The following is a 14,374-nucleotide window of genomic DNA, read 5'->3' as shown; positions in this document are numbered from 1 at the left end:
TGAGAGGCGGACGTGAGATGAGTGTTCGACTGTACAGCTATCGCTACAGCGTCTATTCCAGAATTGTCCGCATGGTCCTGTCCGCAAAGCAGATCGCAGTTGCGACTGTCGAAGTTGATCCTTTCACGGATCTGACTGATGATCATCTGCGGCGGCATCCCTTTGGCCGGGTGCCAGTTCTGGAACATGATGCATTCTCTCTTTATGAAACCGGGGCCATTACCCGTTATGTGGACAACGCCTTTGCCGGCGTCGGGTTGCAACCTGACGATCCGATGGCTCAGGCGCGCATGGATCAGGTCATGGCGATTGTGGACAGTTATGGCTATGTTCCGCTGGTTCGACAGGTGTTTTCGCATTCGGTTTTTCGTCCGCTCGTAGGAGAGGAAGGGGATCCACAGGTGATCGCAACAGGAGTAGCAGGGTCGCGGCGTGTGTTGGCGGCGTTGGAAGACATTGCCGAGGAGAGCAGAGTGCTGAGCGGGCGCGCGCCGACGTTGGCAGATTGCCATCTTGCCCCCATGATCGACTATTTCCTGCAATCAAAAGAGGGGCGCGAGCTGTTTGCAGAGTACCCGAATCTGACACGCTGGTGGGGCTGGGTTTCGACGTGGGCGGCATTGAAGAACACTGACCCGGACCTGTCCGGTCTGAAACCCCGAACCTGAAAACGAAATGGACCGCGCAACGGGGCGCGGTCCCAATCATCACAAGGCCAGGATCACAGACCCCAGTTCGCCTTGGTGGTTTCAAAGAACCCTTGGGCCTTTTTCACTTTGACCCAATTGTTCACGTAATTGATCCACACCTGATCGGCCTGGGGCAACAACATCGCGATGGGCGATGGCGACCGTGGGCCGGTTCCGGGGACGCGGGTCACAGGGAATTTCTGCTCAAGGGTCGATCCTTCGATATTCGAGGTGATGAACACATCGGCCCGACCGGCCAGCACTTCCTGAAAGCCGCGCGCCGGGGCTTCGACCACCTTGATGTCGGCATTGGGGAACCATTCGCGCACGCGTTTTTCAAACGTCGTTCCCAGCGTGGTTGCCACTTTGACACCGGGTTGGTTGATGCTGTCATACCCGTCAAAGTTTCCAGCTTTCTCCTTGGTGGTGAACGGATACAGCTCCACCGAAATATAGCTTTCCGAGAAGCCGGCCACCTTCATCCGCGGGGGAGAAATCGAAGCCGACCCGGTCATGTGGTATTTTCCGGCCACAACGCCGTTGACCAGAGTTTTCCAGTCGGTTGGCACGAATTCGATTTCGACACCCAGATCTTTGGCCAGCTCATTCATGATGTCGATGTCGAAGCCTTTGTAGCTGTTTGTCGCCGGATCGCGCAACGTCATCGGGTTCCAGTCACCCGTAGTCCCGATCTTGAGCACGCCCGTATCCAGGATTTCGTTCAGTGCCGATTGTGCCTGTGCGGCACCTGACAAAGTCAGGCCCAGAACCGCGACTGCGGCTGCCTTGAAAATTCGTTTCATTGGTGACTCCCCTGTTGGTGTTGTCTGTTCGCTTTTGATTATAGTTCGATTGTTCCTTGATTTAACGGCATTCCCGCAGTTAATCTCAAGAAAAATTTTTCTCACGGAGAAAATTTTGCGCATTTTTTGATGCGTGACGCGCGAAACAGGGGGAATTCGATGGCGCAGACAGCAATCGAGCTTGTTGGAGTCAACAAGTGGTATGGCACATTTCATGTGCTCAAGGATATCAATCTATCCATAGGATCCGGTGAAAAGGTTGTGATCTGCGGCCCCTCGGGGTCCGGGAAATCGACAGTAGTGCGCTGCATCAACCGGCTGGAAGAACATCAGAAGGGAACGATTCGGGTCGATGGCATCGAACTGACCAATGATCCGCAATCGGTGGCGGCGATCCGGTCCGAGGTCGGCATGGTATTTCAACAGTTCAACCTGTTTCCGCACCTCACGGTGCTGGAGAACCTGATGTTGGGGCCGATCAAGGCCCGCGGGCTCTCCAAATCCGAGGCCGAAGCCAAGGCCATGCATTATCTGGAACGAGTGCATATCCCGGATCAGGCGAAAAAGCGTCCGGGGCAGCTGTCGGGTGGTCAGCAGCAGCGGGTGGCCATCGCCCGGTCGCTGTGCATGGAGCCCAAGGTGCTGTTGTTTGACGAGCCGACTTCGGCGCTGGACCCCGAAATGATCTCTGAAGTGCTCGACGTGATGGTCGGGTTGGCGGATGACGGGATGACTATGGTTGTGGTCACGCACGAGATGGGGTTTGCCCGCAAAGTTGCTGACAACATGGTCTTTATGGACGCCGGTGAAATCGTCGAACAGGGCCCCCCGGATGAGTTCTTTGGCGCTCCGCGATCCGAGCGGTGTCAGAAGTTCCTGTCCCAGATCCTGCAGCACTGAGGAGAAGACAATCATGAAAAAGTGGATTTTCCTGTCGCTTGCCCTGTTGGCTTTGGCTGGGTGTTCCAGCTCGGGGACCTGGGGCTGGTACGTGATCGACCCGACCAAACCGTCCGGTTGGATCAATGTGAAATTTCTGGTTTCGGGTATTGGTGACACCATCCTGATTTCGGTGATCGCGGCCGTGGTCTCGATCGGTCTGGGGCTTGTGGTGGCGCTGCCGGGGTTATCGACGCGGTGGCAAATTCGGATGTTTAACCGGGTCTATGTCGAATTCGTACGCGCCATCCCGCTGTTGCCGATGTTGTTCTGGGTGTTTTACGGCCTGCCGATCGTGTTCCAGTCGATGGGGTTGAACATCCCGATTGACCCGTTTTGGGGGGCGATCATCACGCTGGCGATTTCCGACAGTGCCTTTACGGCCGAAATCTATCGCGCCGGGATCCAGTCGATTGCCAAAGGACAAACCGAAGCGGCCCAGACCATCGGGCTGAACTATTTGCAAACCATGCGCTATGTGATCCTGCCCCAGGCGATCCGGCGCATCCTGCCACCGCTGGCCAATCAGTTCATCTATATCGTCAAGATGAGCGCCTTTGCGTCCGTGATCGGGATGCAGGAGCTGACCCGGCGCGCCAACGAATTGGTGGTGACCGAATATCGCCCGCTGGAAATCTATACGCTGCTCATCTTTGAATATCTGGTGCTGGTCCTGATCATCAGCGCCGGTGTGCGCTGGCTGGAACGGCGCATGGGGGCAGATGAACGCGGGTAGGAAACTCTGCGCAGTCCGAACACCCGATGTCGGGCTGCGCGTGAAGCGAACGGAGAAGACAATGGACTGGAAAGACTTCATGGCCGAAACCGAGGCCAATATCGCCACCTATTCCAAGGAGGTGCCAGAGACCGTCAAGGGATTTGGCATGATGGGCAAGGCGGCCAAGACAAATGGCGCGCTCAGCGAAAAGACCAAGGAGTTCATGGCATTGGGCATTGCCATTGCCACGAAATGTGACAGCTGTATTGGCTTTCACGTGCGATCCCTGGTGCGATTGGGTGCCACACGGGACGAATTATGCGAGGCATTGGCCATGGCCACCTACATGGGCGGCGGTCCTGCCTATGCCTATAGCGCCAAGGCGCTCAAGGCCTATGACATCTTCACGGGAGACGCGGCATGAGCGCCTGGATTCACATGGTCCCGGATGAGGAGGCCGACGGTCGTCTCAAGGAATTGCTGGACAAGGCGCGCACTCCACATGGCACCGTTGATACGGTTATGCGGGTGCATTCCTTGCGCCCGGAAACAATGAACGGGCATGTCACGCTCTATCGTTCGGCGTTGCATTCCAAGGACAACAAATTGCCCTTCTGGTTCCTGGAAGTGGTTGCCAGCTATACGTCGATCCTGAATGATTGCACCTATTCGCTGACCCATCATTTTATGAATGTCCGCAACCTGTTGCGTGATCAGCCGCGCAGCGATCGAATCTTTCTGGCGCTCAAGGCACATCGCCCCGAAGACGAGTTTCAGGGCAAGGAGTTGGCGCTGTTGCGTTATGCGGGCAAGCTGACAACGGATGTCGGCAAGATGATCAAGTCCGATTTCGAAGCGTTGAAAATTGCCGGATGCGATGATGGGGAGGTCCTGGAAGTCAATCAGGTCTGTGCCTATTTCAACTACTCGAACCGATTGTTGAACGGGTTGGGCGCGACAACCGATGGCGATGTCATCGGGTTCTACAAGGGCGATGATGGCTGATCCCGGCGGGGAAGCTGTGTAAAATCGGTGTGGATCAAGGCGTTTCTTGCGCCTTGATTCACGCGCGATCAGGTTTCGCCCAGAGAAATCATCCAGTCGCGCACACGTTCGGCCTGGGGGATCAGGGGGGTGTTCTGGGACCAAACCAGATAGAATCCCTTGCCGGTCTTCCAGGCCCAATCCCTGCGCGCCTCCAGCAGACCCTGCGAAATCAGCCTGCGGGTCACATGCTGCCAGCCAAAGGCGATGCCCTCGCCCGCCATAGCTGTCTGAAGAACCAGCGCATAGTCGTTCAGTCGTAATCCCGCCTTTGGCGGGCGGTCCAACACGTCAAAATGGGCGAACCATTGGGCCCAGGTCGGGCGGGCGCGCACCGGCTCTTCGAGGTGGATCAGCCGGTGATCCAAAAGATCGCGAATCTCCGTGAGATCCGATCTGGCCAAAACCCCCGGACCAGCGATGGGATAGATCACTTCGGGTGCAATCAATGCGGCATGTACGCCGGGCCAATTGCCGTCCCCCCGCCTTATGGCAAGGCTGATTCCCTCGGCGTCTATATCGGGCTCTCGATCACTGGTTTGCAGACGTAAATCAATCTCCGGATGCTGGGAGTGCAGCTGTTCCAACTGCGGCACCATCCAGTAATAGGCAAAAGCGGTCGAAACCGACAGAGTCACATGGTCGTTCAATCCGCGTTGATACACGGCGCGGGCCGAGGCCAGGATTTGTTCTAACGCCATTGAAATATCAGTGAAAAATCGCTCTCCGGCCTTGGTCAATTCCACTTTGCGATGGCTGCGGTGGAACAGGGTCACCCCCAACGCGTCCTCCAATTGCCGAATCGCCGCGCTGACGGCGGGCTGCTGCACATTTAATTCAGCGGCCGCACGGGTAAAGGATCCGTGCCGGGCGGCGGCTTCGAACACGATGACGTGGCGGGGGGAGGAGACGAGTTTCCAGAGTTCTTGCATAACTCAGACTTATCCAAACCATCAGGTTTTTCAACCGTCACAAACCTGTTTCGGTTGCGTAGTGTTGCACCACAGATTGATGGAGACCTGATCATGGCCCGACGTGCCCGTGCTTCGCGCAGCAGACAAGCCGCCCCGGTGGGCGCGCCGGCTTCGCCCTATATCCAGCGGATCCTGCCGTTTTTTGATGTGCTGGACGACGAACAACTGACCAAGCTCGAGGCGCAGGTCGATTGGATATTCGAAGACGTCGGCATCGCGTTTCGCGACGACCCGGAAGCGTTGGAGCTGTGGCGGCGCGAAGGGGCGCGGATCGAGGGTGATATTGTGCGCGCCGATGCGCAGTGGATCCGGGATCTATGCGCCAAGGCCCCGCGCCAGTTCACCCAGGTCGCCCGCAATCCGGAGCGCTCGGTGGTGATTGGCGGGACCAATCAGGTGTTCGCCCCGATCTATGGCGCGCCCTTTGTGCGCGATCTGGAAGGGGGGCGGCGATATGGCGATATGGACAGCTTCGAGAAGCTGGTCAAACTCGCCTATCTGCACCCAAATCTGCACCACACCGGGCTGGTGATTTGCGAACCCTGCGACGTCCCGGTCAGCAAACGCCATCTGGATATGGTGCTGGCCCATATGACCCTGTCGGACAAACCGCATCTGGGGGCAATTACCGAAATGAGCCGCGCCCAAGACAGCGTTGATATGGCCGAAATCCTGCATGGGCGGGACGTGATGGACAACAATTGCGTGATCATGGGCAACGTCAACACGAACTCCCCCTTGCTGGTGGACAAGGTCGTGTCCGAGGCGATCCGCGTCTATTGTGGACGCGGGCAAGGCATTGTTGTTGTTCCCTTTATTCTGACCGGGGCGATGGGTCCGGTGTCGACGGCCGCGTCGGTTGCACAGGCGATGGCCGAGGCGATGATGGCCTGTGCCTATGCGCAATTGGTGCGTCCCGGTGCGCCCTTTGTGCTGGGCAATTTTCTGAGCTCCATGTCGCTGAAATCCGGGGCCCCCACGTTTGGGATGCCGGAACCGGTGGTGTCTAATTATGCCATCGGTCAGTTGGCGCGCCGGGCTGGGCTGCCCTTGCGCTGTGGTGGGTCGCTGACCGCATCAAAAACCGAGGATGCCCAGGCCGCCTATGAGAGCGCGGATTCGATGCATTCCACCATGCTCGCCGGGGCGAATTTTGTCTTGCACGCGGCCGGGTGGCTCGAAGGCGGGTTGGCCACCGGGTTTGAAAAACTGATCATGGATGCGGACCGGTTGGGATCCTATCAAAAGGTCCTGGGCCAAGGGCTGGACATCAGCGACGAAGCGATGGCGCGCGACGCCTATGGCGAGGTCGCACCGGGGGGGCATTTCCTGGGGTCGGCGCACACCATGCGCAATTATCAGGATGCGTTTTATGAGCCCAAGCTGAGCGACAGCGAGAATGTCGAAAGCTGGGAAGAGGGCGGGTCCAAGGACATGCGCACGCGTGCGTATGACCGTTGGAACCAGATGTTGAACGAGTATGAAAAGCCCGCCCTGAATCCGGCCAAGGAAGAAGAACTGGCCGCCTATGTCGCCAAGCGCAAGGAAGAGCTTCCCGATGCCTGGTACTGAGGTAATGATTTCTTTACGCATAATTCCGGCTGATGCAGGGGGGGCATTTCCCCCCTGGCACGATGCGTGCACCACCCGTACACCACCCGTGCACCGGCGAAACGCCTGTTTTGCGGGGCGATTTTCATGACACGGCTCAGGATTACCGGGCTGCGGGCCACTCCGGTCAACCTGCCGCTGGAAAAACCGATGTGGTGGACCGGGGGGCATTATCCCGGCACCTCCAAGACCATCATCGAGGTGGAAACCGATCAGGGGCTGATTGGTTTGGGAGAGGCACCGTCGGTCGACGTGGTCGATAGCATTCGTGCCATGGGCGACCGGCTGATCGGGGCCGATGCGCTGGACATCGCGGGCTGCGAGAACCTGTGCGTTCCGCCCTGGCAGATTGTGCAGAACACGGACGACAGTTCCGTGGTCAAGGCCTTTGGCGCGATCGAAATCGCCCTGTGGGATCTGCGGGGCAAGGTCGCGGGGGAACCGCTGTACCGTTTGCTGGGCGGGGCTGTGCGCAAGGCGATCCCCTTTACCGAATATTTCGGGTTTCGGGCCGGTGGTGAAATGGATCCCCAGGCGGTGGCGGATTATTGTGTGCGGATGCGCGAAGAGCATGGATCGACCATGTTCGAAGGCAAGCTGATCCTGGGTGATCCCCGGATCGAGATCGACACGGTCAAGGAGATGCGCGCGGCATTGGGGCCGGATGCGATGATCCGGCTGGACAGCAATATGCAATGGTCGCTGCCCACCGCGATCCGGGTGTTTCGCGACATCGAACCCTATGACATCCGCAACTACGAAGACCCGGTTGCGACGTTCGAAGAGATGGCGGAGCTGCGCAAACATTCGTCGATCCGCATGTCGACCCATGTGCCGGATATCCGCCGGGCTGTGGCGGTGGGTGCGCCGGATTACATCGTCACCAATTTTGCAGTGCTAGGCGGGATATCCCGCACGGTGCGTTTCATTGGGGCCTGCGAGGCGATGGGCGTCGGGTTCTGGTGCTATTCCGGAGACGCAGGGGTTGCCACCGCCGCCTATCTGCACATGAGCGCGGCAATGCCGTGGATTTCGGAACCCAGCCAGTCGCTGTTTCGCTGGCAGATCGGGGATGTGGTCCAGGGCGGCCCGTTTCGGCAGGTCAACAACGTGGTTGCAGTGCCCGAGGGCCCCGGTCTGGGCGTGACGCTGGATCGTCAGGCGTTGGCCCATTGGCACAATCATTTGGTGGACAATGGCCCGTTGAATCATTTCCATGATCCGGCAATGCCGGGCCGTTTCCGACGCCTGCCCCTGACCTGAGGATCCATTCATGACCATTCCCAAAACCATGCAAGCTGTTCATCTGATTGGCCACGGTGGCCCCGAGGCGCTGCAGTTTCGCGACGATGTCGCCGTGCCGACCCCGGCGGCGGGCGAGGTGCTGATCAAGGTCGGCGCAGCCGGGATCAACAACACTGACGTCAACACCCGCATCGGCTGGTACTCCAAGGCGGTCGCGGGCGACACCGAGGCGGCGGCCGGTGCGTTGGGCGCTGATGACGACGACGCGAGCTGGACCGGGCGTCCGCTGGTCTTTCCCCGCATTCAGGGGGCCGATTGCTGTGGTGAGATTGTCGCCGTGGGTGATGGTGTCGACCCGGCGCGCGTTGGCGAACGGGTTCTGGTTGCCAGCCTGCAACCCGCAACGGATGCGGTTGATGATTGGGATTTTATCACCTGGGGGTCGGAATGCGATGGCGGGTTCGCGCAATATGCCATTGCGCGCGACAGGCACACCCATGCGGTGACTTCCGATCTGTCGGACGCGGAATTGGCGTCGTTTCCCTGTGCCTATTCCACAGCCGAAAACCTGATTTCGCGGGCGGGCTGCAAGGCTGGGGATATTGTGCTGATCACCGGGGCCTCGGGTGGGGTCGGGTCGGCGGCGATCCAGCTGTGCAAACGGCGCGGGGCGACGGTGATCGCGATCGCATCGGCCAGCAAACATGACCAGATGCAGGATCTGGGGGCGGATCGGTTGCTGGATCGGAATGATGACCCGGCGCAGATTCTGGGGGAACAGAGCGTCACATTGGTTGTTGATCTGGTGGCCGGGGATGGCTTTGCGTCGTTGATCTCCTGTTTGAAACGCGGCGGTCGCTATGCCACGTCGGGCGCGATTGGCGGGCCGCTGGTGACGCTGGATGTGCGCGATCTGTATCTCAAGGATCTGACATTCGTTGGCGGCACCGTGCAGGCCCCCGAAACCATGCCCAACCTGATTTCCTATATCGAAGCGGGCGAGATCAAACCCCTGGTCGCCCAGACTTTCCCGCTCGGCGACATTCACACCGCGCAGGATGTGTTCCTGCAAAAGAAATTCGTCGGCAAGCTGGTCTTGCTGCCCTGATATCCCTGACTGAGGATCCCGAACATGTCAGATACTTTTGCCCAATCCACCCTGAACATTCACAAGGAAGAGAGCTCTACGGACAAAAAGCTGCCGTCCCACGCCAAGGTCGTGGTGATTGGTGGCGGTGTCGTGGGCTGTTCGATCCTGTTTCACCTGGCCAAATTCGGCTGGAAGGATGCCGTGCTGCTGGAGCGGGACGAGCTGACTTCGGGGTCGTCCTGGCATGCCGCCGGGCAGATCCACACCATCAGCTCGGATCCCAATATCTCGCGTTTGCAGAGCTATACCATTGATCTGTACAAGGAGATCGAAGAGACATCTGGTCACAGCGTCGGGTTGCACATCACCGGCGGTTTCTATCTGGCGTCGAACAAGACCTGGTATGACTACCTGAAGCGGGAACGCTCCAAAGCGCGGTATATGGGGCTGAATCAGGAATTCATCAGCCCCAGGGAAGTCGCAGAGCGGCATCCGCTGATTGACCCCAAACATTATCACGCGGCGCTGTGGGACGATCAGGACGGCGATCTGGACCCGTCGGGCGCGACCTATGCCTTTGCCAAATCGGCCAAGGTGCATGGCGCACAGTATTTCACCCATTGCGGCGTCACCGCGATGAGCCAGCGCCCGGACGGCAGCTGGGATTTGACCACGCCCAAGGGCAAGATCAACGCCGAACATGTGGTCAATTGTGGTGGTCTGTGGGCGCGCGAAGTGGGACATATGTCGGGCATCCACCTGCCGGTGCAGCCGATGGAACACCATTACCTGATCACCGACAAGATCGACGCGGTGGCCAACCACGGTTCGCGTCTGCCCGCCGGGATTGATTACGAGGCGAATATCTATTTCCGTCAGGAACGCCAGGGGATGCTGCTGGGGACCTATGAGCCCAAGGGCACACCGTGGAAGGTAGACGGGACGCCCTGGGATTTCGGGCATGAGTTGCTGCAACCGGATCTGGACCGGATCGCCGACCGGCTGGAGATGTCGTTTGAACGCATCCCGGCGATTGGCGAGGCGGGGATCAAGGACATGATCAACGGGCCGTTCACATTTGGCCCCGATGGCAACCCGATGATCGGCCCGGTGCCGGGGATGAAGAATTACTGGTGCGCCGTGGGCGTCATGGCGGGTTTCTGCCAGGGCGGTGGCGTGGGTCTGACCATGGCGGAATGGATGATCGACGGCGAACCTTCGATTGATGTCTGGGCCATGGATGTGGCGCGGTTCGGTGAATTTGCCTCTCCGGATTGGGGCACGGTAAAATCCACCGAAAACTATGAACGTCGCTTTGTCATGACTTTTCCCAATGAAACGCTGCCCAAAGGCCGGATGCAGAAAACCACCGCGCTGTATGATCGGCTGGTCGCGCGCGGTGCGCGCATGGGGCAGGGTTTTGGTCTGGAAAATGCGCTGTGGTTTGCCGATGGCCCCGAGGACGCGCATGAGGAGCCGACGTTCCAGCGCAACCGCAGCCACGACTATGTGGCGCGCGAGGTCAAGGCCGTGCGCGAGGCCGTGGGCGGCATCGAGGTTGCCAACTTTGCCAAGCATGAATTCAAGGGTGCTGGCGCGCGGGCCTATCTGGACCGGGTGCTGGCCGGGTATGTGCCCAAACCGGGTCGGTTGACTCTGACCCCGATGCTGACGCCCAAGGGCAAGCTGTATGGGGATCTGACCGTGGCCTGTCTGGGCGAGGAGCATTTCATGCTGTTCGGTTCGGGCGCCATGCAGGAGGCGCACCGCCGCTGGTTCGAAACGGATCTGCCAGCCGATGTGTCCTATGCCAATGTCAGCGACGACTGGCACGGCATTGCCCTGTCGGGGCCGAAATCGCGCGACCTGCTGGCGCGGATCACCCGCGATGATGTCAGCGCCGAGGCGTTCAAATTCCGCGATCTGCGCCAGACCTATGTGGGCGGGGTGCCGGTGATCCTGAACCGGATCAGCTTTAGCGGCGAGTTGGGGTATGAGATCTATTGCAAGCCGCAATACCTGCTGCGTCTCGCCGAAGCGATCGAGGAGGCCGGTGCCGATCTGGGCTATCGCTGGTATGGGGCGCGGGCGCTGATGTCGATGCGTCTGGAAAAGGGGTGGGGTGTCTGGACCCTGGATTTCCGTCCCGATTTCGACGCGGTGGAAAGCGGCATGGACGTGTTCATCAACTGGAAGAAGGATTTTGTCGGCAAAGAGGCCACATTGGCCGCGCGCGACACAGGCCCGGCCCGCAGGTTGGTGACCATGACCATCGACGTGGACGGCATTGATGTCTCAAACGACGAGGCGATCCTGAAGGATGGTGAGGCGGTCGGCTACATCAGTTCGGGCGGCTACGCACATCACGCAGGCACGTCGATGGCGATGGGCTATGTCGCCGCGGAACACGCCAGCGCGGGGACCCAACTGCAGGTCGAGATCCTGGGCGAGATGTTTGACGCCGAGGTGCTGGGCGCGCCGATCTATGACGCCAACGGCGCCAATATGCGCGCCTGATCTGGGCCGGGGGCCGCATCATGACCAAAGTCATGCAAATGGTTCAGGACCTGGCGCAACCGGTGTTTCCGGTTGCGCACAGACGGTTCGTGTTTCTGCTGTTGCCCAGCTTTTCACCGCTGGATCTGGCCAGCGCCATTTCGGCGCTGGATGGTGCCAATCAATACGACGGGAACCAGCGTTACAGTTGGCGCACCGTGCATGAGGGTGGCGCACTGGCCCGATCCGTGTTCGGAGTGACGGTTGCAGTTGATGGCAGCCTGGACCCGGTCGAACGGACGGATACGATCTTTGTCTGTGGCGGGGCCGGTCAGATCGCCGATAGTTCGCCCGGGGTGCTGGCCTGGCTGCGTCAGGCCGCCCGCAAGGGCTGTCAGATCGGAGCGGTGGGAGGCGGGGTTTTTGCGCTGGCCAAGGCCGGTTTGCTGGACAATCGTCCGGTTTCGACTCATTGGAGCCTGCTTCATGTTGCGGCCGAAACCTGGCCGGATCTGGAGATCAGCCGGTCCCTGTTCGCCATTGATGAGACGCGGTTTACCTGTGCGGGTGGGGCGGCGACGCTGGATATGATGTTGCAGCTGATTGCCCGTCACCATGGGATGGAAACCGCAACGGCCGTCTCTGACCGGCTGGTGTGTTCGGCCCCACGCGGTGCCAGTCATGAACAGACCCTTGCCGATCATTGTCGCACCGGGGTACGGCACGAAAAGCTGTCCGCCGCGCTGGCCGTCATGCGCGGCGAATTGGAAGCCCCGCTGCGTCCGTCGGACATCGCCCGTCAGGTCGGCCTGTCGACCCGGCAGCTGGAGCGGCTGTTTTCAAAATATCTCAACGTCACACCCAAGGTGTTCCACACCCGGTTGCGGCTGGAAAATGCCCGGTCGATGCTGCGTCAGACCAACATGAAGATCATCGAAGTTGGGCTGGCCAACGGGTTTTCGTCGCAAAGCCATTTCAGCCGGGTCTATCGTCGTCATTTCGGGTTTTCCCCCCAGGCCGAGCGTGGCTTTGATCCGCATTGATCTGGTGGGGCCATCGTCGGTCAATTGGTTTCGGGCTGTGTCTGGTCCGGCTTGGGGGCGGGCCATGCCCATCTGCCGACCAGCAGCCCGATCCAGGCCAGCCCGGTGAGCAGAAGCAATGTCGGCTGTGCCCCCAGCCGGGTCATCGCCCAGCCCGCCAAAGGATAGCTGACCAGCCAACAGGCATGGGACAGGGTGAATTGCGCGGCAAAGATCGCCGGGCCGTCTTCGGGGGCAACGGATCGGCGCAGCAGGCGCCCTGATGGGGTCATCACCGCGGCATAGCCGACACCGGTGCCAAACCAGGCAAGACCAACCCAGCCCATGGTCAGCGACCCGACCCCCTGGACAACGGCCAATCCGGTCAGGCTGAGAATGGCAACCAATGCGCCCAGCGACATCACCCGGCGCTCTTTGGTATGTTTCAGGAGAGGGGGCAGGATCAGCGCCACCAGCATGGACCCGACACCGAACAGCGCCAGCGCCAGCGCAACGCTGCTTTCGCCCAGACCCAGCACGGACCGGGTCATCACCACGGTGTTGACGAACACCATGGACGCCGTTGCCGAGGCCGCAACAGTGAGCCCCAACAGGCCGCGCAGCCGTGGGGTCGTCAGATAGAGCCGAAGACCGCGGGTGGTGCGGTCATGGAGGCTGCGTCGCACCGTTGGAACGGGAGAGGGCAACAGGATCGACGTCACCAGCAGTGCCGAGGCGACAAAGCCGATGGCGGTTCCAAAGAACAGGGAATCAAACGTCAAGACCCCTAACAGCAGAGCGGCCAGCCCGGGGCTGACGAGGCTCTCCAGATCATAGGCCAACCGGGACAGCGACAGGGCCTTGGTGTACTCCTCTTCATCCGGGAGCACATCGGGAATGCTGGCCTGATAGGCCGGTGTAAAGGCCGCCGAGGCCGATTGCAGCACGAAGATCAGCAGATAGATCTGCCAGATTTCGGTCACGAACGGCAGACACAGGGCTGCCCCGGCGCGGATCAGATCCAGTGTCACCAACCAGGTCCGCCGGGGCATCTGAGCAGCAAAGGCAGCCGCGATGGGTGCGATGGTCACATAGCAGACCATCTTGATCGTCAGAGCCAGCCCCAACACCAGACCCGCCTCTTCGCCAGCCAGATCATAGGCCAGCAGGCTCAGCGCAATGGTGGCCAGTCCGGTTCCGATGACGGCGATCAATTGGGCCAGAAACAGGTGGCGATAGGTGCGGTTTGCCAGAATCGACAACATGGGGTCACAGGTACCTTGTGATGGCCTTGAAACTGGCGGTGTCAGGGGCGTGTCCGGCTTCGTCGGGATCCAGACAATGGTCGATGTGGTCGTGGATCAATACCCGCTTGGCATTGGTGATGGCCTTTTCCACGGCCTGCAGCTGTTGGGCGATGTCGGTACAGGGGCTGCCCTCTTCGATCATGGCGATGACATGGGCGAGGTGACCGTTGGCCCGTTTCAGCCGAGCGATCACCTTGGGATGAGATTGATGTTTGTGGGGTCTGGTCATAGCAGACCAATATCCCCCCTGGGAGGATATGTGAAGGGCCTGTCTGTGCCGCTGCAATGATTTTCTTGGGAGCCACTTTGGGTTGTGGCCCATCTTTGGAAGCAGTGCCCAAATGGCCCGGGGGGCGGCGCGTGAAACGCGCCGCCCCCCGGGCCCCCGGTCGGATTGGCCGCAGGCCAATCCGAAATCGGGATCATGCTGTGAAGC

Annotated in this window: 14 protein-coding genes; 10 read left to right on the top strand and 4 right to left on the bottom strand. The window is 59.8% G+C overall.

Annotated elements, in window-relative coordinates:
* Positions 1-17 precede the first annotated feature (17 nt).
* Positions 18-668 (top strand): glutathione S-transferase family protein, encoded by a 651-nt coding sequence (locus tag K3727_17760; GenBank protein ID UWQ90590.1) that lies wholly within the window; start codon positions 18-20, stop codon positions 666-668.
* 53 nt (positions 669-721) lie between these two features.
* Here the strand turns inward: K3727_17760 and K3727_17755 are convergent, their stop codons facing one another.
* Positions 722-1,492, bottom strand: a complete 771-nt coding sequence (locus tag K3727_17755; GenBank protein ID UWQ90589.1) for a transporter substrate-binding domain-containing protein — start codon at positions 1,490-1,492, stop codon at positions 722-724.
* Between the two features lie 159 nt (positions 1,493-1,651).
* Here K3727_17755 and K3727_17750 point away from each other — a divergent pair, with 159 nt between their 5' ends.
* The 4 genes from K3727_17750 (at position 1,652) to K3727_17735 (ending at position 4,154) form a co-directional block, all read left to right on the top strand.
* On the top strand, positions 1,652-2,392 hold the full coding sequence (locus K3727_17750; GenBank protein UWQ90588.1) for an amino acid ABC transporter ATP-binding protein: 741 nt from the start codon (positions 1,652-1,654) through the stop codon (positions 2,390-2,392).
* Between the two features lie 13 nt (positions 2,393-2,405).
* Complete coding sequence (locus tag K3727_17745; protein UWQ90587.1) at positions 2,406-3,167, top strand: amino acid ABC transporter permease; 762 nt, start codon at positions 2,406-2,408, stop codon at positions 3,165-3,167.
* 61 nt (positions 3,168-3,228) lie between these two features.
* Complete coding sequence (locus tag K3727_17740) at positions 3,229-3,573, top strand: carboxymuconolactone decarboxylase family protein (protein ID UWQ90586.1); 345 nt, start codon at positions 3,229-3,231, stop codon at positions 3,571-3,573.
* Entirely contained in the window at positions 3,570-4,154 is a 585-nt protein-coding gene (locus K3727_17735) for a peroxidase-related enzyme (protein ID UWQ90585.1), read from the top strand. The genes K3727_17740 and K3727_17735 overlap by 4 nt, the downstream gene beginning before the upstream one ends.
* Before the next feature lie 68 nt (positions 4,155-4,222).
* Here K3727_17735 and K3727_17730 read toward each other — a convergent pair whose 3' ends face one another.
* Positions 4,223-5,125 (bottom strand): LysR family transcriptional regulator, encoded by a 903-nt coding sequence (locus K3727_17730; protein ID UWQ90584.1) that lies wholly within the window; start codon positions 5,123-5,125, stop codon positions 4,223-4,225.
* Between the two features lie 93 nt (positions 5,126-5,218).
* On the opposite strand from K3727_17730, the gene K3727_17725 reads away from it, so the two are divergent.
* From K3727_17725 to K3727_17705, 5 genes are all read left to right on the top strand, one after another.
* Positions 5,219-6,739 carry a trimethylamine methyltransferase family protein gene (locus K3727_17725; GenBank protein UWQ90583.1) on the top strand — a complete coding sequence of 507 codons (1,521 nt, stop codon included), beginning with the start codon at positions 5,219-5,221 and terminating at the stop codon, positions 6,737-6,739.
* Positions 6,740-6,865: 126 nt separating this feature from the next.
* Positions 6,866-8,041, top strand: a complete 1,176-nt coding sequence (locus K3727_17720) for a mandelate racemase/muconate lactonizing enzyme family protein (GenBank protein ID UWQ90582.1) — start codon at positions 6,866-6,868, stop codon at positions 8,039-8,041.
* 10 nt (positions 8,042-8,051) lie between these two features.
* A complete protein-coding gene (locus K3727_17715; GenBank protein UWQ90581.1) occupies positions 8,052-9,131 on the top strand; it encodes an alcohol dehydrogenase family protein in 1,080 nt (359 codons plus the stop codon).
* Positions 9,132-9,155: 24 nt separating this feature from the next.
* Entirely contained in the window at positions 9,156-11,630 is a 2,475-nt protein-coding gene (locus tag K3727_17710) for an FAD-dependent oxidoreductase (protein UWQ90580.1), read from the top strand.
* A 20-nt stretch (positions 11,631-11,650) separates the two neighbouring features.
* Positions 11,651-12,652, top strand: a complete 1,002-nt coding sequence (locus K3727_17705; GenBank protein ID UWQ90579.1) for a GlxA family transcriptional regulator — start codon at positions 11,651-11,653, stop codon at positions 12,650-12,652.
* A gap of 20 nt (positions 12,653-12,672) precedes the next feature.
* On the opposite strand, the gene K3727_17700 is transcribed toward K3727_17705, so the two are convergent.
* Positions 12,673-13,896 (bottom strand): MFS transporter, encoded by a 1,224-nt coding sequence (locus K3727_17700; GenBank protein ID UWQ90578.1) that lies wholly within the window; start codon positions 13,894-13,896, stop codon positions 12,673-12,675.
* 4 nt (positions 13,897-13,900) lie between these two features.
* Positions 13,901-14,167 (bottom strand): metal-sensing transcriptional repressor, encoded by a 267-nt coding sequence (locus K3727_17695; GenBank protein UWQ90577.1) that lies wholly within the window; start codon positions 14,165-14,167, stop codon positions 13,901-13,903.
* Between the last annotated feature and the right edge of the window lie 207 nt (positions 14,168-14,374).

The organism is Rhodobacteraceae bacterium M382 (genome assembly GCA_025141015.1).
Classification (GTDB): domain Bacteria; phylum Pseudomonadota; class Alphaproteobacteria; order Rhodobacterales; family Rhodobacteraceae; genus Aliisedimentitalea; species Aliisedimentitalea scapharcae.
The sequence above is the reverse complement of the archived record's forward strand: the minus strand, read 5'-3'. Positions and strand labels throughout refer to the sequence as shown.

Coding starts and splice junctions, on each gene's coding strand:
- K3727_17755 (UWQ90589.1), bottom strand. CDS start 1,492: ATGAAACGAATTTTCAAGGCAGCCGCAGTCGCGGTTCTGGGCCTGACT.
- K3727_17700 (UWQ90578.1), bottom strand. CDS start 13,896: ATGTTGTCGATTCTGGCAAACCGCACCTATCGCCACCTGTTTCTGGCC.
- K3727_17725 (UWQ90583.1), top strand. CDS start 5,219: ATGGCCCGACGTGCCCGTGCTTCGCGCAGCAGACAAGCCGCCCCGGTG.
- K3727_17745 (UWQ90587.1), top strand. CDS start 2,406: ATGAAAAAGTGGATTTTCCTGTCGCTTGCCCTGTTGGCTTTGGCTGGG.
- K3727_17715 (UWQ90581.1), top strand. CDS start 8,052: ATGACCATTCCCAAAACCATGCAAGCTGTTCATCTGATTGGCCACGGT.
- K3727_17695 (UWQ90577.1), bottom strand. CDS start 14,167: ATGACCAGACCCCACAAACATCAATCTCATCCCAAGGTGATCGCTCGG.
- K3727_17760 (UWQ90590.1), top strand. CDS start 18: ATGAGTGTTCGACTGTACAGCTATCGCTACAGCGTCTATTCCAGAATT.
- K3727_17710 (UWQ90580.1), top strand. CDS start 9,156: ATGTCAGATACTTTTGCCCAATCCACCCTGAACATTCACAAGGAAGAG.
- K3727_17720 (UWQ90582.1), top strand. CDS start 6,866: ATGACACGGCTCAGGATTACCGGGCTGCGGGCCACTCCGGTCAACCTG.
- K3727_17730 (UWQ90584.1), bottom strand. CDS start 5,125: ATGCAAGAACTCTGGAAACTCGTCTCCTCCCCCCGCCACGTCATCGTG.
- K3727_17735 (UWQ90585.1), top strand. CDS start 3,570: ATGAGCGCCTGGATTCACATGGTCCCGGATGAGGAGGCCGACGGTCGT.
- K3727_17750 (UWQ90588.1), top strand. CDS start 1,652: ATGGCGCAGACAGCAATCGAGCTTGTTGGAGTCAACAAGTGGTATGGC.
- K3727_17740 (UWQ90586.1), top strand. CDS start 3,229: ATGGACTGGAAAGACTTCATGGCCGAAACCGAGGCCAATATCGCCACC.
- K3727_17705 (UWQ90579.1), top strand. CDS start 11,651: ATGACCAAAGTCATGCAAATGGTTCAGGACCTGGCGCAACCGGTGTTT.